The organism is Streptomyces sp. NPDC023541 (assembly GCF_055559995.1).
The window spans coordinates 206,801-222,270 of record NZ_JBVHJO010000006.1 but is presented as its reverse complement, the minus strand read 5'-3'; the positions used below and the strand labels follow the sequence as shown (position 1 = coordinate 222,270).

15 protein-coding genes are annotated in these 15,470 nt (G+C 72.9%); 1 reads left to right on the top strand and 14 read right to left on the bottom strand.

Annotated features, from left to right (window positions below; genetic code table 11):
- Position 1 precedes the first annotated feature (1 nt).
- From ACZ3X1_RS17385 to ACZ3X1_RS17320, 14 genes are all read right to left on the bottom strand, one after another.
- Positions 2 to 679 (bottom strand): phosphorylase family protein, encoded by a 678-nt coding sequence (locus ACZ3X1_RS17385; protein WP_467280156.1) that lies wholly within the window; start codon positions 677 to 679, stop codon positions 2 to 4.
- On the bottom strand, positions 679 to 2,904 hold the full coding sequence (gene shc, locus ACZ3X1_RS17380) for a squalene--hopene cyclase (RefSeq protein WP_390073893.1): 2,226 nt from the start codon (positions 2,902 to 2,904) through the stop codon (positions 679 to 681). The genes ACZ3X1_RS17385 and shc overlap by 1 nt, the downstream gene beginning before the upstream one ends.
- Positions 2,905 to 3,023: 119 nt before the next feature.
- Positions 3,024 to 4,202 (bottom strand): polyprenyl synthetase family protein, encoded by a 1,179-nt coding sequence (locus tag ACZ3X1_RS17375; protein WP_390073892.1) that lies wholly within the window; start codon positions 4,200 to 4,202, stop codon positions 3,024 to 3,026.
- The gene (gene hpnE / locus ACZ3X1_RS17370; RefSeq protein WP_362623246.1) at positions 4,199 to 5,578 is read right to left on the bottom strand and encodes a hydroxysqualene dehydroxylase HpnE; all 1,380 of its coding nucleotides are present in this window, start codon (positions 5,576 to 5,578) and stop codon (positions 4,199 to 4,201) included. Before hpnE ends, ACZ3X1_RS17375 begins: the two co-directional genes overlap by 4 nt.
- On the bottom strand, positions 5,575 to 5,997 hold the full coding sequence (locus tag ACZ3X1_RS17365; protein ID WP_467280154.1) for a hypothetical protein: 423 nt from the start codon (positions 5,995 to 5,997) through the stop codon (positions 5,575 to 5,577). Before ACZ3X1_RS17365 ends, hpnE begins: the two co-directional genes overlap by 4 nt.
- Positions 5,994 to 6,974: a presqualene diphosphate synthase HpnD gene (gene hpnD, locus ACZ3X1_RS17360; RefSeq protein WP_390073890.1), complete on the bottom strand. Its 981-nt coding sequence runs from the start codon at positions 6,972 to 6,974 to the stop codon at positions 5,994 to 5,996. Before hpnD ends, ACZ3X1_RS17365 begins: the two co-directional genes overlap by 4 nt.
- Positions 6,971 to 7,855, bottom strand: a complete 885-nt coding sequence (hpnC, locus tag ACZ3X1_RS17355; protein ID WP_467280153.1) for a squalene synthase HpnC — start codon at positions 7,853 to 7,855, stop codon at positions 6,971 to 6,973. The genes hpnD and hpnC overlap by 4 nt, the downstream gene beginning before the upstream one ends.
- Before the next feature lie 431 nt (positions 7,856 to 8,286).
- Positions 8,287 to 9,069 (bottom strand): ABC transporter ATP-binding protein, encoded by a 783-nt coding sequence (locus ACZ3X1_RS17350; RefSeq protein WP_356811940.1) that lies wholly within the window; start codon positions 9,067 to 9,069, stop codon positions 8,287 to 8,289.
- Positions 9,062 to 9,991: an ABC transporter permease gene (locus ACZ3X1_RS17345; RefSeq protein WP_356811939.1), complete on the bottom strand. Its 930-nt coding sequence runs from the start codon at positions 9,989 to 9,991 to the stop codon at positions 9,062 to 9,064. Before ACZ3X1_RS17345 ends, ACZ3X1_RS17350 begins: the two co-directional genes overlap by 8 nt.
- Positions 9,992 to 10,085: 94 nt before the next feature.
- The gene (locus tag ACZ3X1_RS17340; protein WP_467280316.1) at positions 10,086 to 10,967 is read right to left on the bottom strand and encodes a glycosyltransferase family 2 protein; all 882 of its coding nucleotides are present in this window, start codon (positions 10,965 to 10,967) and stop codon (positions 10,086 to 10,088) included.
- An 8-nt stretch (positions 10,968 to 10,975) separates the two neighbouring features.
- The gene (locus ACZ3X1_RS17335) at positions 10,976 to 11,755 is read right to left on the bottom strand and encodes a CDP-alcohol phosphatidyltransferase family protein (protein WP_362623259.1); all 780 of its coding nucleotides are present in this window, start codon (positions 11,753 to 11,755) and stop codon (positions 10,976 to 10,978) included.
- A complete protein-coding gene (locus ACZ3X1_RS17330; protein WP_030649386.1) occupies positions 11,733 to 12,794 on the bottom strand; it encodes an iron-containing alcohol dehydrogenase family protein in 1,062 nt (353 codons plus the stop codon). Before ACZ3X1_RS17330 ends, ACZ3X1_RS17335 begins: the two co-directional genes overlap by 23 nt.
- Positions 12,782 to 13,534, bottom strand: a complete 753-nt coding sequence (locus ACZ3X1_RS17325; RefSeq protein WP_356811936.1) for a phosphocholine cytidylyltransferase family protein — start codon at positions 13,532 to 13,534, stop codon at positions 12,782 to 12,784. Before ACZ3X1_RS17325 ends, ACZ3X1_RS17330 begins: the two co-directional genes overlap by 13 nt.
- Entirely contained in the window at positions 13,531 to 15,165 is a 1,635-nt protein-coding gene (locus ACZ3X1_RS17320; protein ID WP_467280152.1) for a DUF5941 domain-containing protein, read from the bottom strand. The genes ACZ3X1_RS17325 and ACZ3X1_RS17320 overlap by 4 nt, the downstream gene beginning before the upstream one ends.
- Between ACZ3X1_RS17320 and ACZ3X1_RS17315 the strand changes: the two genes are divergently transcribed.
- Positions 15,142 to 15,279, top strand: a complete 138-nt coding sequence (locus ACZ3X1_RS17315) for a hypothetical protein (protein ID WP_356811934.1) — start codon at positions 15,142 to 15,144, stop codon at positions 15,277 to 15,279. The genes ACZ3X1_RS17320 and ACZ3X1_RS17315 overlap by 24 nt on opposite strands.
- Positions 15,280 to 15,470: the final 191 nt, after the last annotated feature.

Sequence of the window (15,470 nt, the reverse complement as noted above, 5' to 3'; positions counted from 1 at the left end):
CTCACCTCCTGGGGAGCAGCGAAGAACGGTGCCATTCGTAAAACGCGGGCAGTACGGCACGCAGGACACGGAAGGCCGATATTCCCCCGCGCACCGTGCCGATTCGGACGAGCTCATGCTCCGGAGCGTCCACGATCACCCGGACGGCCGCAACAGGGCGGTCGGCACCCCGGACGGCGGCCCAGAGGGTCGCCGCGGACTCCATGTCGACCGCCACGGCGCCCGTGGCGCGCAGCTGTGCGCGCTCCTGGCCGCGGACGACGTGGTCGGAGCCGGTCAGCGGGCCGGTGTGCACGGTCCGGCCGGGGGCGGCCCGGGCGAGCGCCTCGGCGAGCAGCGCGGTCCCGGCGCAGGGGACGGTCCCCCGCGGGTCGCGGGTCTCCTCCGCGACGACGAGGTCGCCGGGGCTCATCCCGGGGACGAGACCGGCGCAGAACCCGGTGGCGAGGACGGCGGCCCGGTCCATGCCGGGCCGGTCCAGGGTCCGGCGGACGGCGCGTTCGGCCGCGCGCGGGCCCATCCCGGTGCGCAGCAGGGTGTACGCCCCGGCCGGAGCCCCGCCGGTCGCGCGTAAAAGGCCGCGCCCGGTGCTGCCCAGCGCCACCTGCTCGATGCGCAGTGCGCACGCGACCAGCAGCGGGCCGGCCTGCCCGGCGCGGTCCCCTCCGGCGGCGGGCATCAGGGCCGCCCGGGGGCCGAGCCTGCCGGGGCGGACGGTTCCCCGTACAGGTAGCGGCCGAGCGCCGTCAGCGGGAACACCTGCCGGTAGAGGTGGTAGTTGATGGAGAAGTCCCAGGGGAAGCCGGTGCCGGTGAAGTACGGCTCGTCCCAGGAGCCGTCCTCCCGCTGGGTGCCGACCAGGTGCGCGATGCCCCGTTCGACGGCCTTGCCGTCCCGCTCGCCGGCCGCCAGCAGGGCCATGAGCGCCCAGGCGGTCTGTGAGGGGGTGGAGGCGCCCTTCCCGGCCCACGACCGGTCCTTGTAGGAGCGCTGGTCCTCCCCCCAGCCGCCGTCCTCGTTCTGTACGGATTCCAGCCAGCGCACGGCGCGGCGGACCGCGGGATGCCTCGGGGCGATGCCGGCCGCGGTGAGGGCGGGCACCACCGCCCCGGTGCCGTAGACGTAGTTGGTGCCCCACCGGCCGAACCAGCTGCCGTCCGGCTCCTGCGCGTCGAGCAGCCAGGCGATGCCGCGCCGGGTCCGGGCGTCGCCCGCCCGGCCCTCGAACGCGAGCATCTCCACCACGTGGGCGGTGACGTCGGCCGACGGCGGGTCGATGACCTCGCCGAAGTCGCAGAAGGGCAGACGGTTCGGGAAGGGGCTGGTGTTGTCGGCGTCGAAGGCGCCCCACGCGCCGTCCTTCGACTGCATGCCGAGGTTCCAGGACACTCCGCGGGCGATGGCCGCGTCGAGCCGGACCGGGTCCGGGTGCCTGATGCGGCGCAGGGCGAGGACGACCTCGGCGGTGTCGTCGATGTCGGGGTAGGTGTCGTTGTGGAACTCGAACGCCCAGCCGCCCGGGGCGAGGCCGGGCCGGCGCACCGCCCAGTCGCCGGTGCGGGTGATCTCCTCGCCGAGCATCCAGTCGGCGGCCTTGACCAGCGCCGGATGGTCGGGGCGCACGCCCGCGTCGGCCAGTGCGATCGCGGCGAGGCAGGTGTCCCACACCGGGGACTGGCATGCTTCGATCATCCGGGCGCCGTCCTCGCGCCGCACCGCGAAGCGGTCCAGGGATTCCAGTCCAGCGCGCATCACCGGGTGCCCGAGGTCGTAGCCGAGCAGGTGCAGCGCGATGACGGAGTACACGGCGGGCGGCTGGATCCCGCCCCAGCAGCCGTCGTTCTCCTGGCGTTCGACGATCCAGCGGGCGGCGGTGTCCATGGCCGCCTTGCGCAGCCGGCGCGGCGCGAACCGCCGGTAGACGTGCAGGGCCCTGTCCATCCGCTGGAAGGCGCCGTCCCAACTGGTCAGCGGTGCCATGCGGGTGGCGGGGTACGGGGTCCGCGCGTCGGTGTGGAGCTCGTCGAGGGCGAAGGGGGCCGGGCGGACCGGGCGCAGCGCGGAGACGACGGTGAGCGGGACGATCGTCTGGCGGGCCCAGCAGCCGAAGTCGTAGATGTTCAGGGGGACCCAGGGCGGCAGGAACACCAGCTCGGGCGGGAGTTCGGGCAGGTGGTCCCAGCTCCACCAGCCGAAGAGCGCGAGCCAGATCCGGGTGAAGACGCGGGCGGCGGCGATACCGCCGTTGGCCCGGATCCAGGCGGAGGCGCGGCTCATGTGCGGGGCGTCGGGCCGGTCCCCGGCGAGGCGCAGCGCGACGTAGGCCTCGATGGTGGCGGAGAGTTCGGGCGGTCCGCCGTGGAAGGTGGCCCAGGTGCCGTCCTCGCGCTGCTCGCCGCGGATGAACAGGGCGGCGGCGTAGGTGGTGGCCTCGTCCCGGATGCCGAGGAACTGCCGCAGCAGGAGGTCCTCGGCGTCCATGGTGACGTTGGTCTCCAGGTCGCCCTTCCACCAGCCCGCGGGGTCCTGGCGGTCCAGGAGGTGCAGGGTGGCGCGCGCGGTGGCCTCGTACACCTCGCGGGGGCAGCCGTCGGGCGGCCGGGGCAGGTCCGCCGCCGTCGCCGTCCGGCCGGGACCGGGCTTCCCCGGCGGCCGGTAGGCGGCCGGCGGGCCGGTTCGCCGGCCCGGGTCGGGCGGGGCGGCGATCCGCTCGCTCAGCGCGACCGGCACGGAGGGCACGGCGCCGTGCCGGGGGCCGGCCTGGACGGCCGGGTCGGGCGGGCCCGGGAGCCCGTACTCGGTCCGCGGGGCGGCCGCCCCGGCGGGGCCGGGCGGCGGGGCGCCCGGCGTGGATTCGCTGCCGGCGCCGGCGCTCTCCGCGCTGCCGTCGGTCGTCGCTGTCATGGCTTCCCCTTAGAACAGTGTCCTGTGCTGTGCTGGGGTCCGCCGTCGGCCGGAGCCGCCACGATCAGGTGGGGGCGCCGGCCGGCGACTCGCGATTCATATCCGCTGTCGGGTGGCGGTCACCTCTTGCGTACGACGACGAAGTCGGCGAGGTCCACGAGCTGTTCGCGCACCCGCTGCGGCATGTCGACGTCGTCCAGGGCGCGGATGGCGACGGCGTGCTGGCGGCGCGCCTCGTCCGCGGTCCACTGACGGCCGCCGGCCTCCTCGATGAGCGCCGCCCGGGCCGCGAACTCCTCCTCCGAGAAGTTCTCGAAGTCGCTGCTCTTGGCGTCGGCGGCGAGCAGCTCGGCGAGCTGCTCGGAGGCCGGCCCGCCTGCGGCGAGGGCGGCGACGACCGGCAGGGACTTCTTGCGCTGGCGCAGGTCGCTCCAGGTCTGCTTGCCGGTGGACTCCGGGTCGCCCCAGATGCCGAGGAGGTCGTCGACGGCCTGGAAGGCGAGGCCGAGGTGGTAGCCGTACTCCTCCAGCTTGTCGGCCGTACGGTCGTCCGCGCCGCCGAGCACGGCACCGATGGAGACCGCGCAGGCGAGCAGGGCGCCGGTCTTGTTGCCCTCCATCTCCAGGCACTCCTCGACGCTGACGCGCTCGCGGTGCTCGTAGGAGATGTCCTGGGCCTGGCCGTCGATGAGCTTGCGGCTGGCGGTGGTCAGCCGGCGGGTCGCGCGGCCCGCCTCGACGGTGCCGAGCTCCAGCAGGACCTCGTTGGCGAGGGCGAAGAGGGCGTCGCCGACCAGGATCGCCTGCGCCGGTCCGTGCACCTTCCACACGGTGTCGCGGTGGCGGCGCTGCTCGTCGCCGTCCATCAGGTCGTCGTGGAGCAGCGAGAAGTTGTGCACGAGCTCGACCGCGACGGCACCGGGGATGCCGACCTCGGGTGCGGCGCCCGCGGCCTCCGCGGAGAGCAGGGCGAGGGCGGGGCGCACGGCCTTGCCGCCGTCGCCGTCGGCCGGGTGGCCCTGGGCGTCGATCCAGCCGAAGTGGTAGGCGGCGACGGTGTCCATGGGCGCGGCGAGCCGGTCCACTGCGTCGCGGAGTGCGGGGGTCGACATCGTACGGCCGCGTTCGAGGAGTGCGACGGTGTCCGCCTTCTCCACGCCCCTTCCGGCTGCGCCCACACTGGCATCCGTGTTCTCGACAGCCGGATTCCCCGGGTTCACTGGCTCTCCTCTTGTTCCTGTACGTGCTGTGCTCGTGGTGCTCGTGGTGCCGGCCGTGCCGGTGGTGGTGGTCCTCATGCCGCCTCCTGCAAAGGGTGTTCGCGGTGGCGGCCGAGCGCGGCGAGTGCGGCCTGCGCCGCGCTCAGCCCGCTCCGGACGGCGCCCTCCATGGTCGCGGGCCAACCCGTGGCAGTCCACGCACCGGCCAGGTAGAGCCCCGGCGTGTCGGTCCGCGTCCCGGGGCGCAGCCGGCCGACGCCGGGCGTGGGTGCGAAGGTCGCCGTCCGCTCCCGCGTGACGAAGAAGTCCCGTACCTTGGCCCCCCGCGCGGCGGGCAGCAGCCGTTCCAGCTCGGGCAGGTACTTGGCGCGCAGCACCGAGACGGGCTCGTCGATGTCGTCCTGGGCGGCGGACTGGGACAGCGCCAGGTACTGGCCGCCGTCGGGGAGTCCGGAGGAGTCGGTGCGGTCGAAGACCCACTGCACCGGGGAGCCGAGTGCGGCGAAGAAGGGCTGCTTGAGCACCTTGCGGTCGTAGACGACGTGGACGTTCAGGATCGGCGCGGTGCCGATGTCGAGGAGCTTGTCGGGGTCGGCGAGGGCGCCGGCGGGCAACAGCCCGTGCGCCTCGCGCTGCGGTACGGCGAGGACGACGGTGCCCGCTTCCAGGGACTCCTCCTCGGTGTCGACGCGCCAGGCGCCCTCGGCGGTGCGGGACAGGGCGGTGACGCGGGTGCGCAGCTCGGTCCGCACCCCGGCCGCGTCGAGCTGTTTGCGGGCGAGGGTGTCGTGCAGGTCGCCGAGCGGGACGCGGGCCCAGCCGATGTCGGCGGCGCCCTTCTCGGAGAGCAGGCCGGTCTTGAAGACCATGGCGGCCAGGCCCAGCGAGGAGTGCGCGGCGGTGGCGTTGAGGGTGGCGATGCCGACGAGGTCCCACAGGGCCTCGATGGTGCGGGGGGACTGGCCGTAGCGGCCGAGCCAGGTGGCGAAGTCCAGTCCGTCCAGCGCCGGGTCCGCCGGGTCGAGGCGGCGCAGCGCCAGGGCGGCGCGGCCCACGCTCGCGCGTTCGGCGAGGGACAGGTGCGGGTAGCGGGCCAGTGCTCCGGCGAGGTGCAGGGGCACGGGCAGACCGCCGCGGCGCAGCCGTCCCAGGCGCGGCCCGCCGGGCCGGGCGACGTCGAGGACGGGTACGTCGAGCCGGTCCTGGAGCGGGGCGAGGGCGGCGCCGTCGACGCGGTCGAGGAACCACCGGTAGGCCGTGCAGCACCGCAGGTAGACGTGCTGGCCGTTGTCGACGTTGAGGTCGCCGCGCTTGAAGGAGAAGGCGAGCCCGCCGAGCCGGGGGCGGCCTTCGAGCAGGGTGACGCGCAGCCCGGCGTCGGCGAGTTCGAGGGCGGTCGTGACCCCTGCGAGTCCGCCGCCCACGACGACGGCGTGCTGGTCGGTGCCGGTCACGCGCCCTCCCCCGTGGTGCGGTCGCCCGGTCCGGTGGGCAGGCCCCGGTCCGCAGGAAGGGACGCGTCCGCCGCCGGCGTGGTTGCCCCGGCCGGCGCGCGGCCGGGACGGCACGCCGCGCCCGTACGCCGGGCGCCGCCGGCGCACGCCGGGTGGGTGCTCGGGGGCGTCCCCGGCGCGCCGGACGGGCCGGTGGTCCCACCCGTGACGTGCGGGGCGGTGCCCGCACGCGTACGTGCGCCCTCCGGGCCGGCCGGGAGGTCCCGGACGGCGCCGGCGGGACGGAACACGGCTGCCGCCCGGGCGGTTGCCCGGGCCGCGGCGGCGGCCGGGCCGGCCGGGAACGGGGTCGGCAGGGCCGTGGAGTGCCGTCGGGCGGTGGCGGCGCGCGGCGGGGCCGCCTTCGTCGGAAGCGTCACATCCGCCTCCGGACGGCCTGGCGGGAGACGGTGCGGGCGTCGAGGCCGGACAGGCCGCGCACGGCGACGTACGCCTTCTCGTGCGGCGGCAGCGAGACACGGCCGCGCAGGACCGCCTCCGGCTCGCGCTCGATGCGGTCGAGGAGGCGCCGGTAGATGCCGGCCATGGCGGCCACGCAGGCGCCGCTGCGCCGGTCGAGCATCGGCAGCAGCCGGTAGCCCTCGGCGAACAGTGAGCGGGCGCGCCGCACCTCGTGGTGGACCAGGCCGGCGAAGTCGGCTCCGGCGGGGAGCCGGCCCGCCCGGAAGCCTTCCGAGCAGCCGAACTTGGCGAGGTCCTCGGCGGGCAGGTACGTGCGTCCGTTGGCGGCGTCCTCGCGGACGTCGCGGAGGATGTTGGTGAGCTGCAGGGCGAGGCCGAGGGTGTCGGCGTACTCGGCGGCGCGCTCGGCGTCGGGCCTGCCCGGGCCCGGTGCGTTCACCGTGCCGAAGACGCCCAGGGAGAGCCGTCCGATGGCTCCGGCCACGCAGCGGCAGTAGGTCTTGAGGCCGTCCCAGGTCTCGTAGCTCTCGCCGCGGACGTCCATCAGCACGCCGTCGATGAGCTCGTCGAGGCCGCCGAGCGGGATCGGGAAGCGGCGGGCGGCGTGCGCCAGCGCGACCGCGACCGGGTCGGTGTCGTCCTCGTCGACCTCCCCGGCCCGGATCCGCCCCAGAACGGATCGGGTCTCCTCCAGGCGGGCGAACTTCGCCTCGGCGGGCAGCGTGCCGTCGCCGATGTCGTCGACCCGCCGCGAGAAGGCGTAGAGCGCGGACATCGCCTGGCGCTTGTCGGTGGGCAGCAGCCGGATTCCGTACGCGAAATTGCGCGCCTGTGAACCGGTGACGGCTTCGCAGTAGCTGTAGGCCGCCGAGACCGGTGCGGACATCACAGTCTGTGCGGACGCGTGTGTGGGGCCCTCCACGGTCGGGCTCACCTCTTTCTCGGCGCTGTGCGCAGGACGGCGGCAACCTCGCGGAGCAGGCCGCTCTTGGTCGGTTTGGGCGGGCCGGGGAGTACGTCGAAGCCGGCGGCGGTGACGGCCCGCAGGGCAGCGCGCCCCCCTCCCACGAAGCCCGCGAGCAGCAGTCGGAGCCTGCCGTGCACGCTGCCCACGAGCGGGAGCCCCTCGTCCAGCAGCGCGGTGGCGCGCTCGGCTTCGAACGCGACCAGGGCGCGTACGGAGGCGCCGGCGGACGGAGCCGCCAGATCGGCCTCCGACACGTGGAAGCGCCGCATGTCCTCGGTGGGGAGGTAGATCCGGTCGCGGCCCAGGTCCTCTGCCACGTCCTGGACGTGCTCGACGATCTGGAGGGCGGTGCAGACGGCGTCGGAGAGGCGGATGCGTTCGGGCGTGCCGGTGCCGGTGAGGGACAGCACGAGGCGGCCGACCGGGTTGGCGGACAGCTCGCAGTACGCGACGAGGTCGCCGTAGGTCTCGTAGCGCGTGACCCGCTGGTCCTGGCGGTTGGCCTCGATCAGTGCGAGGAAGGGCTCGGGGGTCAGGCCGTGGGCGCGCACCACGGGCTGCAGGGCGAGCAGCAGGGGGTGGCGCGGGGGGCCGTCCGCGGAACCGAACACGCGCAGCAGGTCGGTCTCGAAGGCGTCGAGCAGGGCGAGCCGGTCGTCCACCGCGGCCGGGTCGAGGCCGAGGAGCACGGCGTCGCGTCCGCCGGGGGCGAGGTCGCCGTCGCCGATGTCGTCGACGAGGCGGGCGTAGCCGTAGACGGCCATCAGCCCGTCGCGCCAGGCGCGGGGCAGGAAGGCGGGGGCGACGGGGAAGTTCTCCGCCGTCGCCTTGTCGAGGGTGGCGCTCACGTGGACCGTGTCGGACAGGGGTCGGGTGCCGTGCCCCGGGTTCACCGCCCGCCGCCCGGGGCGGGGACGGCCGCCGTCCCTGGGGGCCGGAGAATTCCCGTAGCCATTGCCGTCACATCTCCCGTTCTACACTGCCGACCCAATACATCCCATTTCGGACACGCCGCCGGGGTTTTACCGGGGCCGCCCCAGGGCCGTTCACCTGCGGGGAATCGTCCCCTCTTGCCGCGATTCAGGACCGCATCAGCTTACGCTGTAGAACGTCGCGGAGGCCGCTCGGGTATTCGCTGCGCCACCGAATGTCGTCGCGCAATACGAGAACGCGCATGCGACGTAATGCGAGAGCACGCTTAAAGGCCCCCGCCGCGCTGCGCGGCGGGGGCCTTCGGTGAAGCGGAGAGGCGCTCGCGGGGCGCCTCGCGACCCGGAGGTCAGCCGTTGGTGGCCTTCTCATAGGCAGAGACGACTTCCTCCGTGGGTCCGTCCATCAGGAGCTCGCCCTTCTCCAGCCACAGCACCCGGTCGCAGGTGTCCCTGATCGACTTGTTGTTGTGGCTGACCAGGAAGACCGTGCCGGCCTTCTCCCGGAGTTCCTTGATGCGGTTCTCCGAACGCACCTGGAAGGAGCGGTCACCGGTGGCCAGTGCCTCGTCGATCATCAGCACGTCGTGGTCCTTGGCCGCCGCGATGGAGAACCGCAGTCGCGCCGCCATGCCGGAGGAGTAGGTGCGCATCGGCAGGGAGACGAAATCGCCCTTCTCGTTGATGCCAGAGAAGTCGACGATGCTCTGGTAACGCTGCCTGATCTGCTCGCGGCTCATTCCCATGGCGAGACCGCCGAGGACGATGTTGCGCTCACCGGTGAGGTCGTTCATCAGCGCGGCGTTCACGCCCAGCAGCGAGGGCTGGCCGTCGGTGTAGACCTTGCCCTCCTCGCAGGGCAGCAGGCCGGCGATGGCGCGCAGCAGGGTGGACTTGCCGGAGCCGTTGGAGCCGATGAGGCCGATGGCCTCGCCGCGGTAGGCGGTGAAGGAGACGCCGCGCACGGCGTGGACCCGGCGGACGCCCGGCGCGTCGCCCTTCTTCCGGCGCACTATCTTGCTGAGCGCCGCGGTGGCCGCGCCCCTGCCGCTGCTGCCGGTGTTGACGCGGTAGACGATGTGGACGCCGTCCGCGATCACGGTGGGGACGCGCCCCTGGGTGTTGTCAGCCACGGCCGTAACGCTCCTCAGACTTCCAGAAGTACACGAAGCCGCCGAGGCCGATCACCACGGCCCAGCCCACGGCGAAGAGCCACACGTGCGGGGGCAGGTTGCTCGAACCGTAGTCGTCGATCAGCGCGAACCGGATGAGGTCCATGTAGATCGCGACCGGGTTCCACAGCAGGACGTCGCTGATCCACTGCGGGTGGTCCTTGAGGTAGATCCCGATCGGGAACATGACGCCGGAGGCGTACATCCACGTACGCATCACGAACGGCATCAGCTGCGCCAGGTCGGGGGTCTTCGAGCCCATCCGCGCGAAGATCATGGCGAGGCCGGTGTTGAAGACGAACTGCAGCGCCAGCGTCGGGATGACCAGCAGCCAGGAGAGCTGCGGGTAGTTCCCGAAGGAGACGGCGATCACGAAGACGACGATCATCGAGTACATCAGCTGCTGGAGCTGCTGCAGCGAGAACGACACCGGCAGGGAGGCGCGCGGGAAGTGCAGCGCGCGCACCAGCCCGAGGTTGCCCGAGATCGCCCGGACGCCCGCCATCACCGAGCTCTGCGTGAAGGTGAAGACGAAGATGCCCATCACGAGGAACGGGACGTAGACGTCCTTCGGCATCTCCCGGCCCGCGCCGAGGATCAGGCCGAAGATCAGCCAGTAGACCAGCGCGTTCAGCAGCGGGGTCGCCACCTGCCAGACCTGGCCGAGCTTCGCCTGGCTGTACTGCGCGACCAGCTTGGCCCGGGAGAAGGCCAGGATGAAGTGGCGCCTGCCCCAGAGCTGCCGCACGTACTCGCTCAGACCCGGCCGGGCACCGCTGACCGAGAGGCCGTACTTCCTGGCGAGCTCGGCGGCGCTGAGCCCCGCGTCTGCGGACGGCGGCCTGCTCGTGGCGAGGGCGCCGTCGTGGGTTGTGTCACTCACAAGTTGAAACTTTCGTCTTCAAGATGCGGCCAGGTGGGCATCAGGCTGGTGGCTCGAGGCCCGTGATCGCGCCATGTTCCCAGACGCGGGCTTGTCAGATGACGGGAGGTCTGCCCAGACGGGTCAACCGCCAGACCGTACGCCATCTCATCGGGCGGCGGGGTCCGCAGGGAGTGGTCCATCCCTCTCGGAATCCGCCGAACCAGGCTTTGAGCGCGGGTCCCGAGGGCTTCCGTACGAGCGTCAGCAGGAGCCAGACGCCCAGGTAGACCGGGACCAGCGGGGCGGGCAGGTTGCGGCGGGCGAGCCACACCCGGTTACGGGCAACCATACGGTGGTAGACCGCGTGCCGGGAGGGGGCAGTGGTCGGGTGGAGCAGCACCATGTCCGCCCGGTAGTCGATCAGCCACCCCGCGTCGAGTGCGCGCCAGGCCAGATCGGTCTCCTCGTGAGCGTAGAAGAACTCACCCGGCAGGGCTCCGACCTGCTCGAACACCGTCGTGCGGACGGCGTTGGCGCCGCCCAGGAAGGTGGTCACGCGAGAGGACCGCATCGGGTCCGAGGCCCGCAGCCGCGGCACGTGGCGGCGCTGCGTCCGCCCGGTCTCCGGGTCGGCGATCCGGAAGCTGATGATCCCGAGCGCGGGGTCCTCGGCGAAGGCCTGGCGGCACAGCTCGGCGGTGTCGGTGCGCTCCAGCAGCCCGTCGTCGTCCAGGAAGAGCAGCACGTCCACGTCGCGGCCGCCGGGGCCGAAGGCCTCGATGCCGACGTTGCGGCCGCCCGGGATGCCGAGGTTCTCGGGCAGGTCGACGCAGCGGACGCCCGAAGGCAGGTCCACCACCTCGGCGACCTTCACGCCCTGGCCCACGACGACGACCTCGATCGGGTCGCCGTCCTGGCGGGCCACCGAGTCGAGGAGCGCCTTGAGCTCGTCGGGCCGGTTGCCCATGGTGATGATCACGGCGCCCAGCCGCATCGGGGCGCTCACTTGAGCCTGCTGGACGCGAGGATCGACACCAGGTGCAGCACGGTCTGGAGCATCGCGATGCCCGCGAGGACTGCGACGCCGACCCGGGACCAGTACAGGTCGCCGCGCATCTGGTCCAGGACGGCCAGCCCCAGGATCAGCAGCGAGGCCTCGATGCCGAGGATCAGGCGGTGGAACTTGAGCGCGGCGGCGGCCCGGCGCGCAAGGGCCATGCCCTTGGCGCGCGGCTCGGCCGCGGCGTCCTTGACCACGGGCTTGCCGGCCTGGTGGCGGGCGACGCCGACCAGGTCGGTCTCCGCCTTGATCAGGATGGCGCCGAGCCCCGCGAGGGTGCCCAGGAAGGCCCACAGCCAGTCGGCACCGCCGGTGCCCCACAGGTCGGCGGCGCGCAGGCCGAAGCCGACCAGGACCGCCGCGTCGCACAGGTAGGCGCCGACCCGGTCCAGGTAGACCCCGGAGAGCGAGTACTGCTTCTTCCAGCGGGCGACCTCGCCGTCGACGCAGTCGAGCAGCAGGTACATCTGGACCGCGACCACGCCGAGGACGGCGCCCCAGATGCCCGGCACCAGCAGGGCGGGCAGGGCGAGGACGCCGGCGAGGGTCATCAGGTAGGTCAGCTGGTTGGGCGTGACCTTGGTGGTGACCAGGAAACGGGTGATGCGCAGGGAGATCTCGCGCATGTAGAGGCGCCCGCCCCAGTGCTCGCCGCTGACCCGGTCCTTCACGCCCGCGGGGTGAACGACGGGCCGGAGTTCAGCTACGGATGGTCTTGGCATAGTCGGCGTAAGCGTCCCTGATCTCGGCGGCGGACAGGTTGAGGTGCTCCAGGATGGTGAAGCGTCCCGGGCGGGTCTGGGGGGCGTACTCGACGGCCGCGACGAACTCGTCGATGCTGAAGCCGATCTCCTCGGGCGCCACCGGCAGGCCGTGCCGGCGCAGCACCTCGACGAAGTGGCCGGCCGCGTCCGCGGCTCCGCGCAGGTGCATCGCGAAGGCCGCCCCGATGCCGACCTGCTCGCCGTGGAGCGCGGAGCGCCCCGGGTAGAGCAGGTCGAAGGCGTGGCTGATCTCGTGGCAGGCGCCGGACGAGGGGCGGGAGTCCCCGCTGATCGACATGGCGATGCCGGAGAGCACCAGCGCCTCGGAGAGCACGGTGAGGAACTCGTCGTCGCCGCAGCCGCCGGGGTGGCGCAGCACGGACTCGCCCGCGGTACGGGCCATGGCGGCGGCCAGGCCGTCCACGGGCTCGCCGGTGGTCCGGTGCGAGAGCTCCCAGTCGGCGATCGCCGAGATGTTGGAGATCGCGTCGCCGATGCCGGCGCGGATGAACCGCACCGGGGCTTCCTTGATCACGTCGAGGTCGATCACCATGGCGATCGGGGTGGGGACGCCGTAGGAGCCGCGGCCGTTGTCGTTGTCCAGGATGGACACCGGCGAGCAGATGCCGTCGTGCGAGAGGTTGGTGGCGACGGCCACCATGGGCAGCCCGACCCGCGCCGCGGCGTACTTGGCCACGTCGATGATCTTGCCGCCGCCCAGGCCCACGACGGCGTCGTAGCGGCGGCCCTTTATGTCGTCGGCCAGCTTGACCGCGGAGTCGATGGTGCCGTCGACGACCGCGTACCAGTCGGCGTGCGGCAGCACGGGCTCCAGCTTGGCGCGCAGCGCCACGCCGGAGCCCCCGCTGATCGCGATGGCCAGCTTGCCGGAGGCGGAGATCCGCTGGTCGGCCAGGAGACCGGCCAGGTCGTCCATCGCCCCGCGACTGATGTCGACGACGACGGGCGAGGGGATGAGCCTCGTCAGTACTGGCATGCGATGGTCCGGCCCTTGGCGAGGTCGTCGTGGTTGTCGATCTCGACCCACTTGACGTCGCCGATGGGGGCCACGTCGACGGTGAAGCCGTCGTTGACGAGCTGCTGGTAGCCGTCCTCGTAGTACAGGTCCGGGTCGCGCTCGAAGGTGGTCTTCAGGGCCTCGGCGAGGGCCTCGGCGGCCTCGGCCTCGATCAGCGTGACACCGATGTACTCGCCGGTGGCGTCGGCGGGGTCCATCAGCTTGGTGATCTTCTGAACGCCCTTGCCGTCGGCGGTGACGACCTTCATCTCCTCGTCGGCCAGGCTCTTGACCGTGTCGAGGGCCAGGATGATCTTCTGGCCGTTGCCGCGGGCGGCGAGGAGGGTCTCCTCGACGGAGACCGGGTGGACGGTGTCGCCGTTGGCGAGGATCACACCGCGCCGCAGGACCTCACGCGCGCACCACAGGGAGTAGGCGTTGTTCCACTCCTCGGCCTTGTCGTTGTCGATCAGCGTGATCTTCAGGCCGTACTTGGCCTCCAGCGCGGCCTGGCGCGCGTAGACGGCCTCCTTGCGGTAGCCGACGACGATCGCGACCTCGGTGAGACCGACCGCGGCGAAGTTGCCGAGGGTCAGGTCGAGGACCGTCAGGCTCTCCTCGTCGCCCTCGGGGCCGACGGGCACGAGGGCCTTGGGCAGGGTGTCGGTGTAGGGACGCAGGCGGCGTCCCGCACCGGCAGCGAGTACAAGGCCGATCATGCTGGTTCTCCTTCGTCATGTACGGCGGGTGCCCCGGAGGAGACCCAGAAGCGGATGCTCTCCACGAGCACCACGAGTGCCACGAACACGGCCACGACCGTGAGCGCGACGGGGAAGTCCGATGCGCGGTCCACGAGGACGGCGGCGAGGACCGTGGCCAGCAGGACCCGGCCCTCGTGGCCGCCGATCGTCCGCACCAGCCAGTGCGGGGGCGCGCCGGTGCCGCCGCGAATGCGGTACACCGTGTCGTAGTGATGGTAGGCGACCGCCGCGATCAGGCCGAATGCCGCGGGAAGGGCCCCGGGCACGCCCGCCTTGGCGGCGAGCGCGAGGACCGTCACGTATTCGGCCGCGCGGAACAGCGGCGGGATCAGCCAGTCGAGCGCACCCCCCAGCGGGGCGGCGACGGCGAGACCGGCGGTCATGGCGTAGATCACGGCCACGGCGATCAGCCGCGGGTCGCCGAAGGGGAGGTAGAGGGCGGCCCCGGCCATCAGCACGGTGCCGAGGGCTGCGACGTACACGGAGCCGAAGGATCCGGCACGGCCGCGCAGCAGGCGGGCCTGCAGCTCGGCGAGGGGACCGGAGTCGGCGAGGTCGGCGAGCGCCTGGGCGGCGCGGTCGGTGCGCCGGGCCTTGCGGGTCAGGGAGCGGAGCACCCGGCCTGCGGTGGTGTAGAGCGCACCGAAGGCGCAGCCGACGATCAGGGCGTAGAAGACGATCCGGGGGGTGGTGCAGGCGGTCAGGAGCGCGATCATCGCCCAGCGCTCGCCGATCGGCAGGATGATCATCCGCCGGACCCAGACCGTCCAGCCCACGCTGTCGAGCCGGTCCGAGAGGGCGGCCGTGGGGCTGGTGTTGGCGGTGGCGTCGTGATTGGCCTCGTTGAAGGAGAAGTCCACGACGTGCCGGCAGGTCATCAGGATCATCGCGCCGAGGGCGAGACCCCAGACGTCGTCGCCGTTCCGGGCCGCGCCGAGCGCGAGGCCCGCGTAGAAGGAGTACTCCTTCGCCCGGTCGAAGGTGGCGTCGAGCCAGGCGCCCATCGTCGAGTACTGCAGGGAGTAGCGGGCGAGCTGCCCGTCGGTGCAGTCCAGGACGAAGGAGACGATGAGCAGCACACCGGCCGCGACGTAGCCCCAGCGCTCGCCCGTGGCGGCGCAGCCGGCCGCGATCAGCGCGGTGATCAGCGAGGCGGTGGTGACCTGGTTGGGGGTCAGGCCGCGGCGCGCGCACCAGCGGGCGATGTAGCGCGAGTACGGGCTGATGCAGAAGGTGGTGAAGAACCCGTCGCGGGACTTCACGGCGGAGCGCAGGCGTACGGCCTCCTCGTCCACGGCGGCGACGGCGGCCGAGGCCGCGGCGCGCTCGTCCGCGTCGGCGGGGACGGCGGCGACCAGGCTGCCGAGCTCGGGCCGCTGGACGGCGGTACCGGTGGCTTCGACGGCGGCGGCGAGCCGGTCGGCGTAGGGGCGGGAGCCGTCGGCGCCCTCGGTGGCGACGGCCTTGTCGAGGGCCTCGCGGGCACCCGCCTGCACGCAGAGCGCGCCGGTGACGGCGCAGGCGTCGAAACGCGGGTCGGTCAGCGCGAGCCGCAGCGCGTGGACGTGCCCGACGAAGGCGGTGTCCACGACGGCCACCCGCTGATCGGCGGGTACGCCGGCCAGTGCGGCGGCGGCGTCCTGGGGGCCGGCGGCCGGGCGGACCTCGAAGCCGAGGGAGCGGAGCTCGTCCGCGAGCGGTGATCCGGGGACCGGCAGGCCGGTGAGGATGACGGTCGGCAGACGAACTCACTCCTTGTAACGGATTCCGAACGGGCGCGCCCGTGGGGCGGCGGCACGTCGGCAGAGGCTATCGGATGAATGGAAGCAGGGGTTCATCACCCGTTCACGCCCCGACAAGCCGAATATCCGGGCTCCGGGCCGGGTCGCGATCA

Excerpts from the sequence above, each read along its gene's own strand:
- ACZ3X1_RS17385 (WP_467280156.1), bottom strand. The coding sequence starts at position 679 with ATGCCCGCCGCCGGAGGGGACCGCGCCGGGCAGGCCGGCCCGCTGCTG.
- shc (WP_390073893.1), bottom strand. The coding sequence starts at position 2,904 with ATGACAGCGACGACCGACGGCAGCGCGGAGAGCGCCGGCGCCGGCAGC.
- ACZ3X1_RS17375 (WP_390073892.1), bottom strand. The coding sequence starts at position 4,202 with ATGAGGACCACCACCACCGGCACGGCCGGCACCACGAGCACCACGAGC.
- ACZ3X1_RS17340 (WP_467280316.1), bottom strand. The coding sequence starts at position 10,967 with ATGCGGCTGGGCGCCGTGATCATCACCATGGGCAACCGGCCCGACGAG.
- ACZ3X1_RS17335 (WP_362623259.1), bottom strand. The coding sequence starts at position 11,755 with ATGCCAAGACCATCCGTAGCTGAACTCCGGCCCGTCGTTCACCCCGCG.
- ACZ3X1_RS17330 (WP_030649386.1), bottom strand. The coding sequence starts at position 12,794 with ATGCCAGTACTGACGAGGCTCATCCCCTCGCCCGTCGTCGTCGACATC.
- ACZ3X1_RS17325 (WP_356811936.1), bottom strand. The coding sequence starts at position 13,534 with ATGATCGGCCTTGTACTCGCTGCCGGTGCGGGACGCCGCCTGCGTCCC.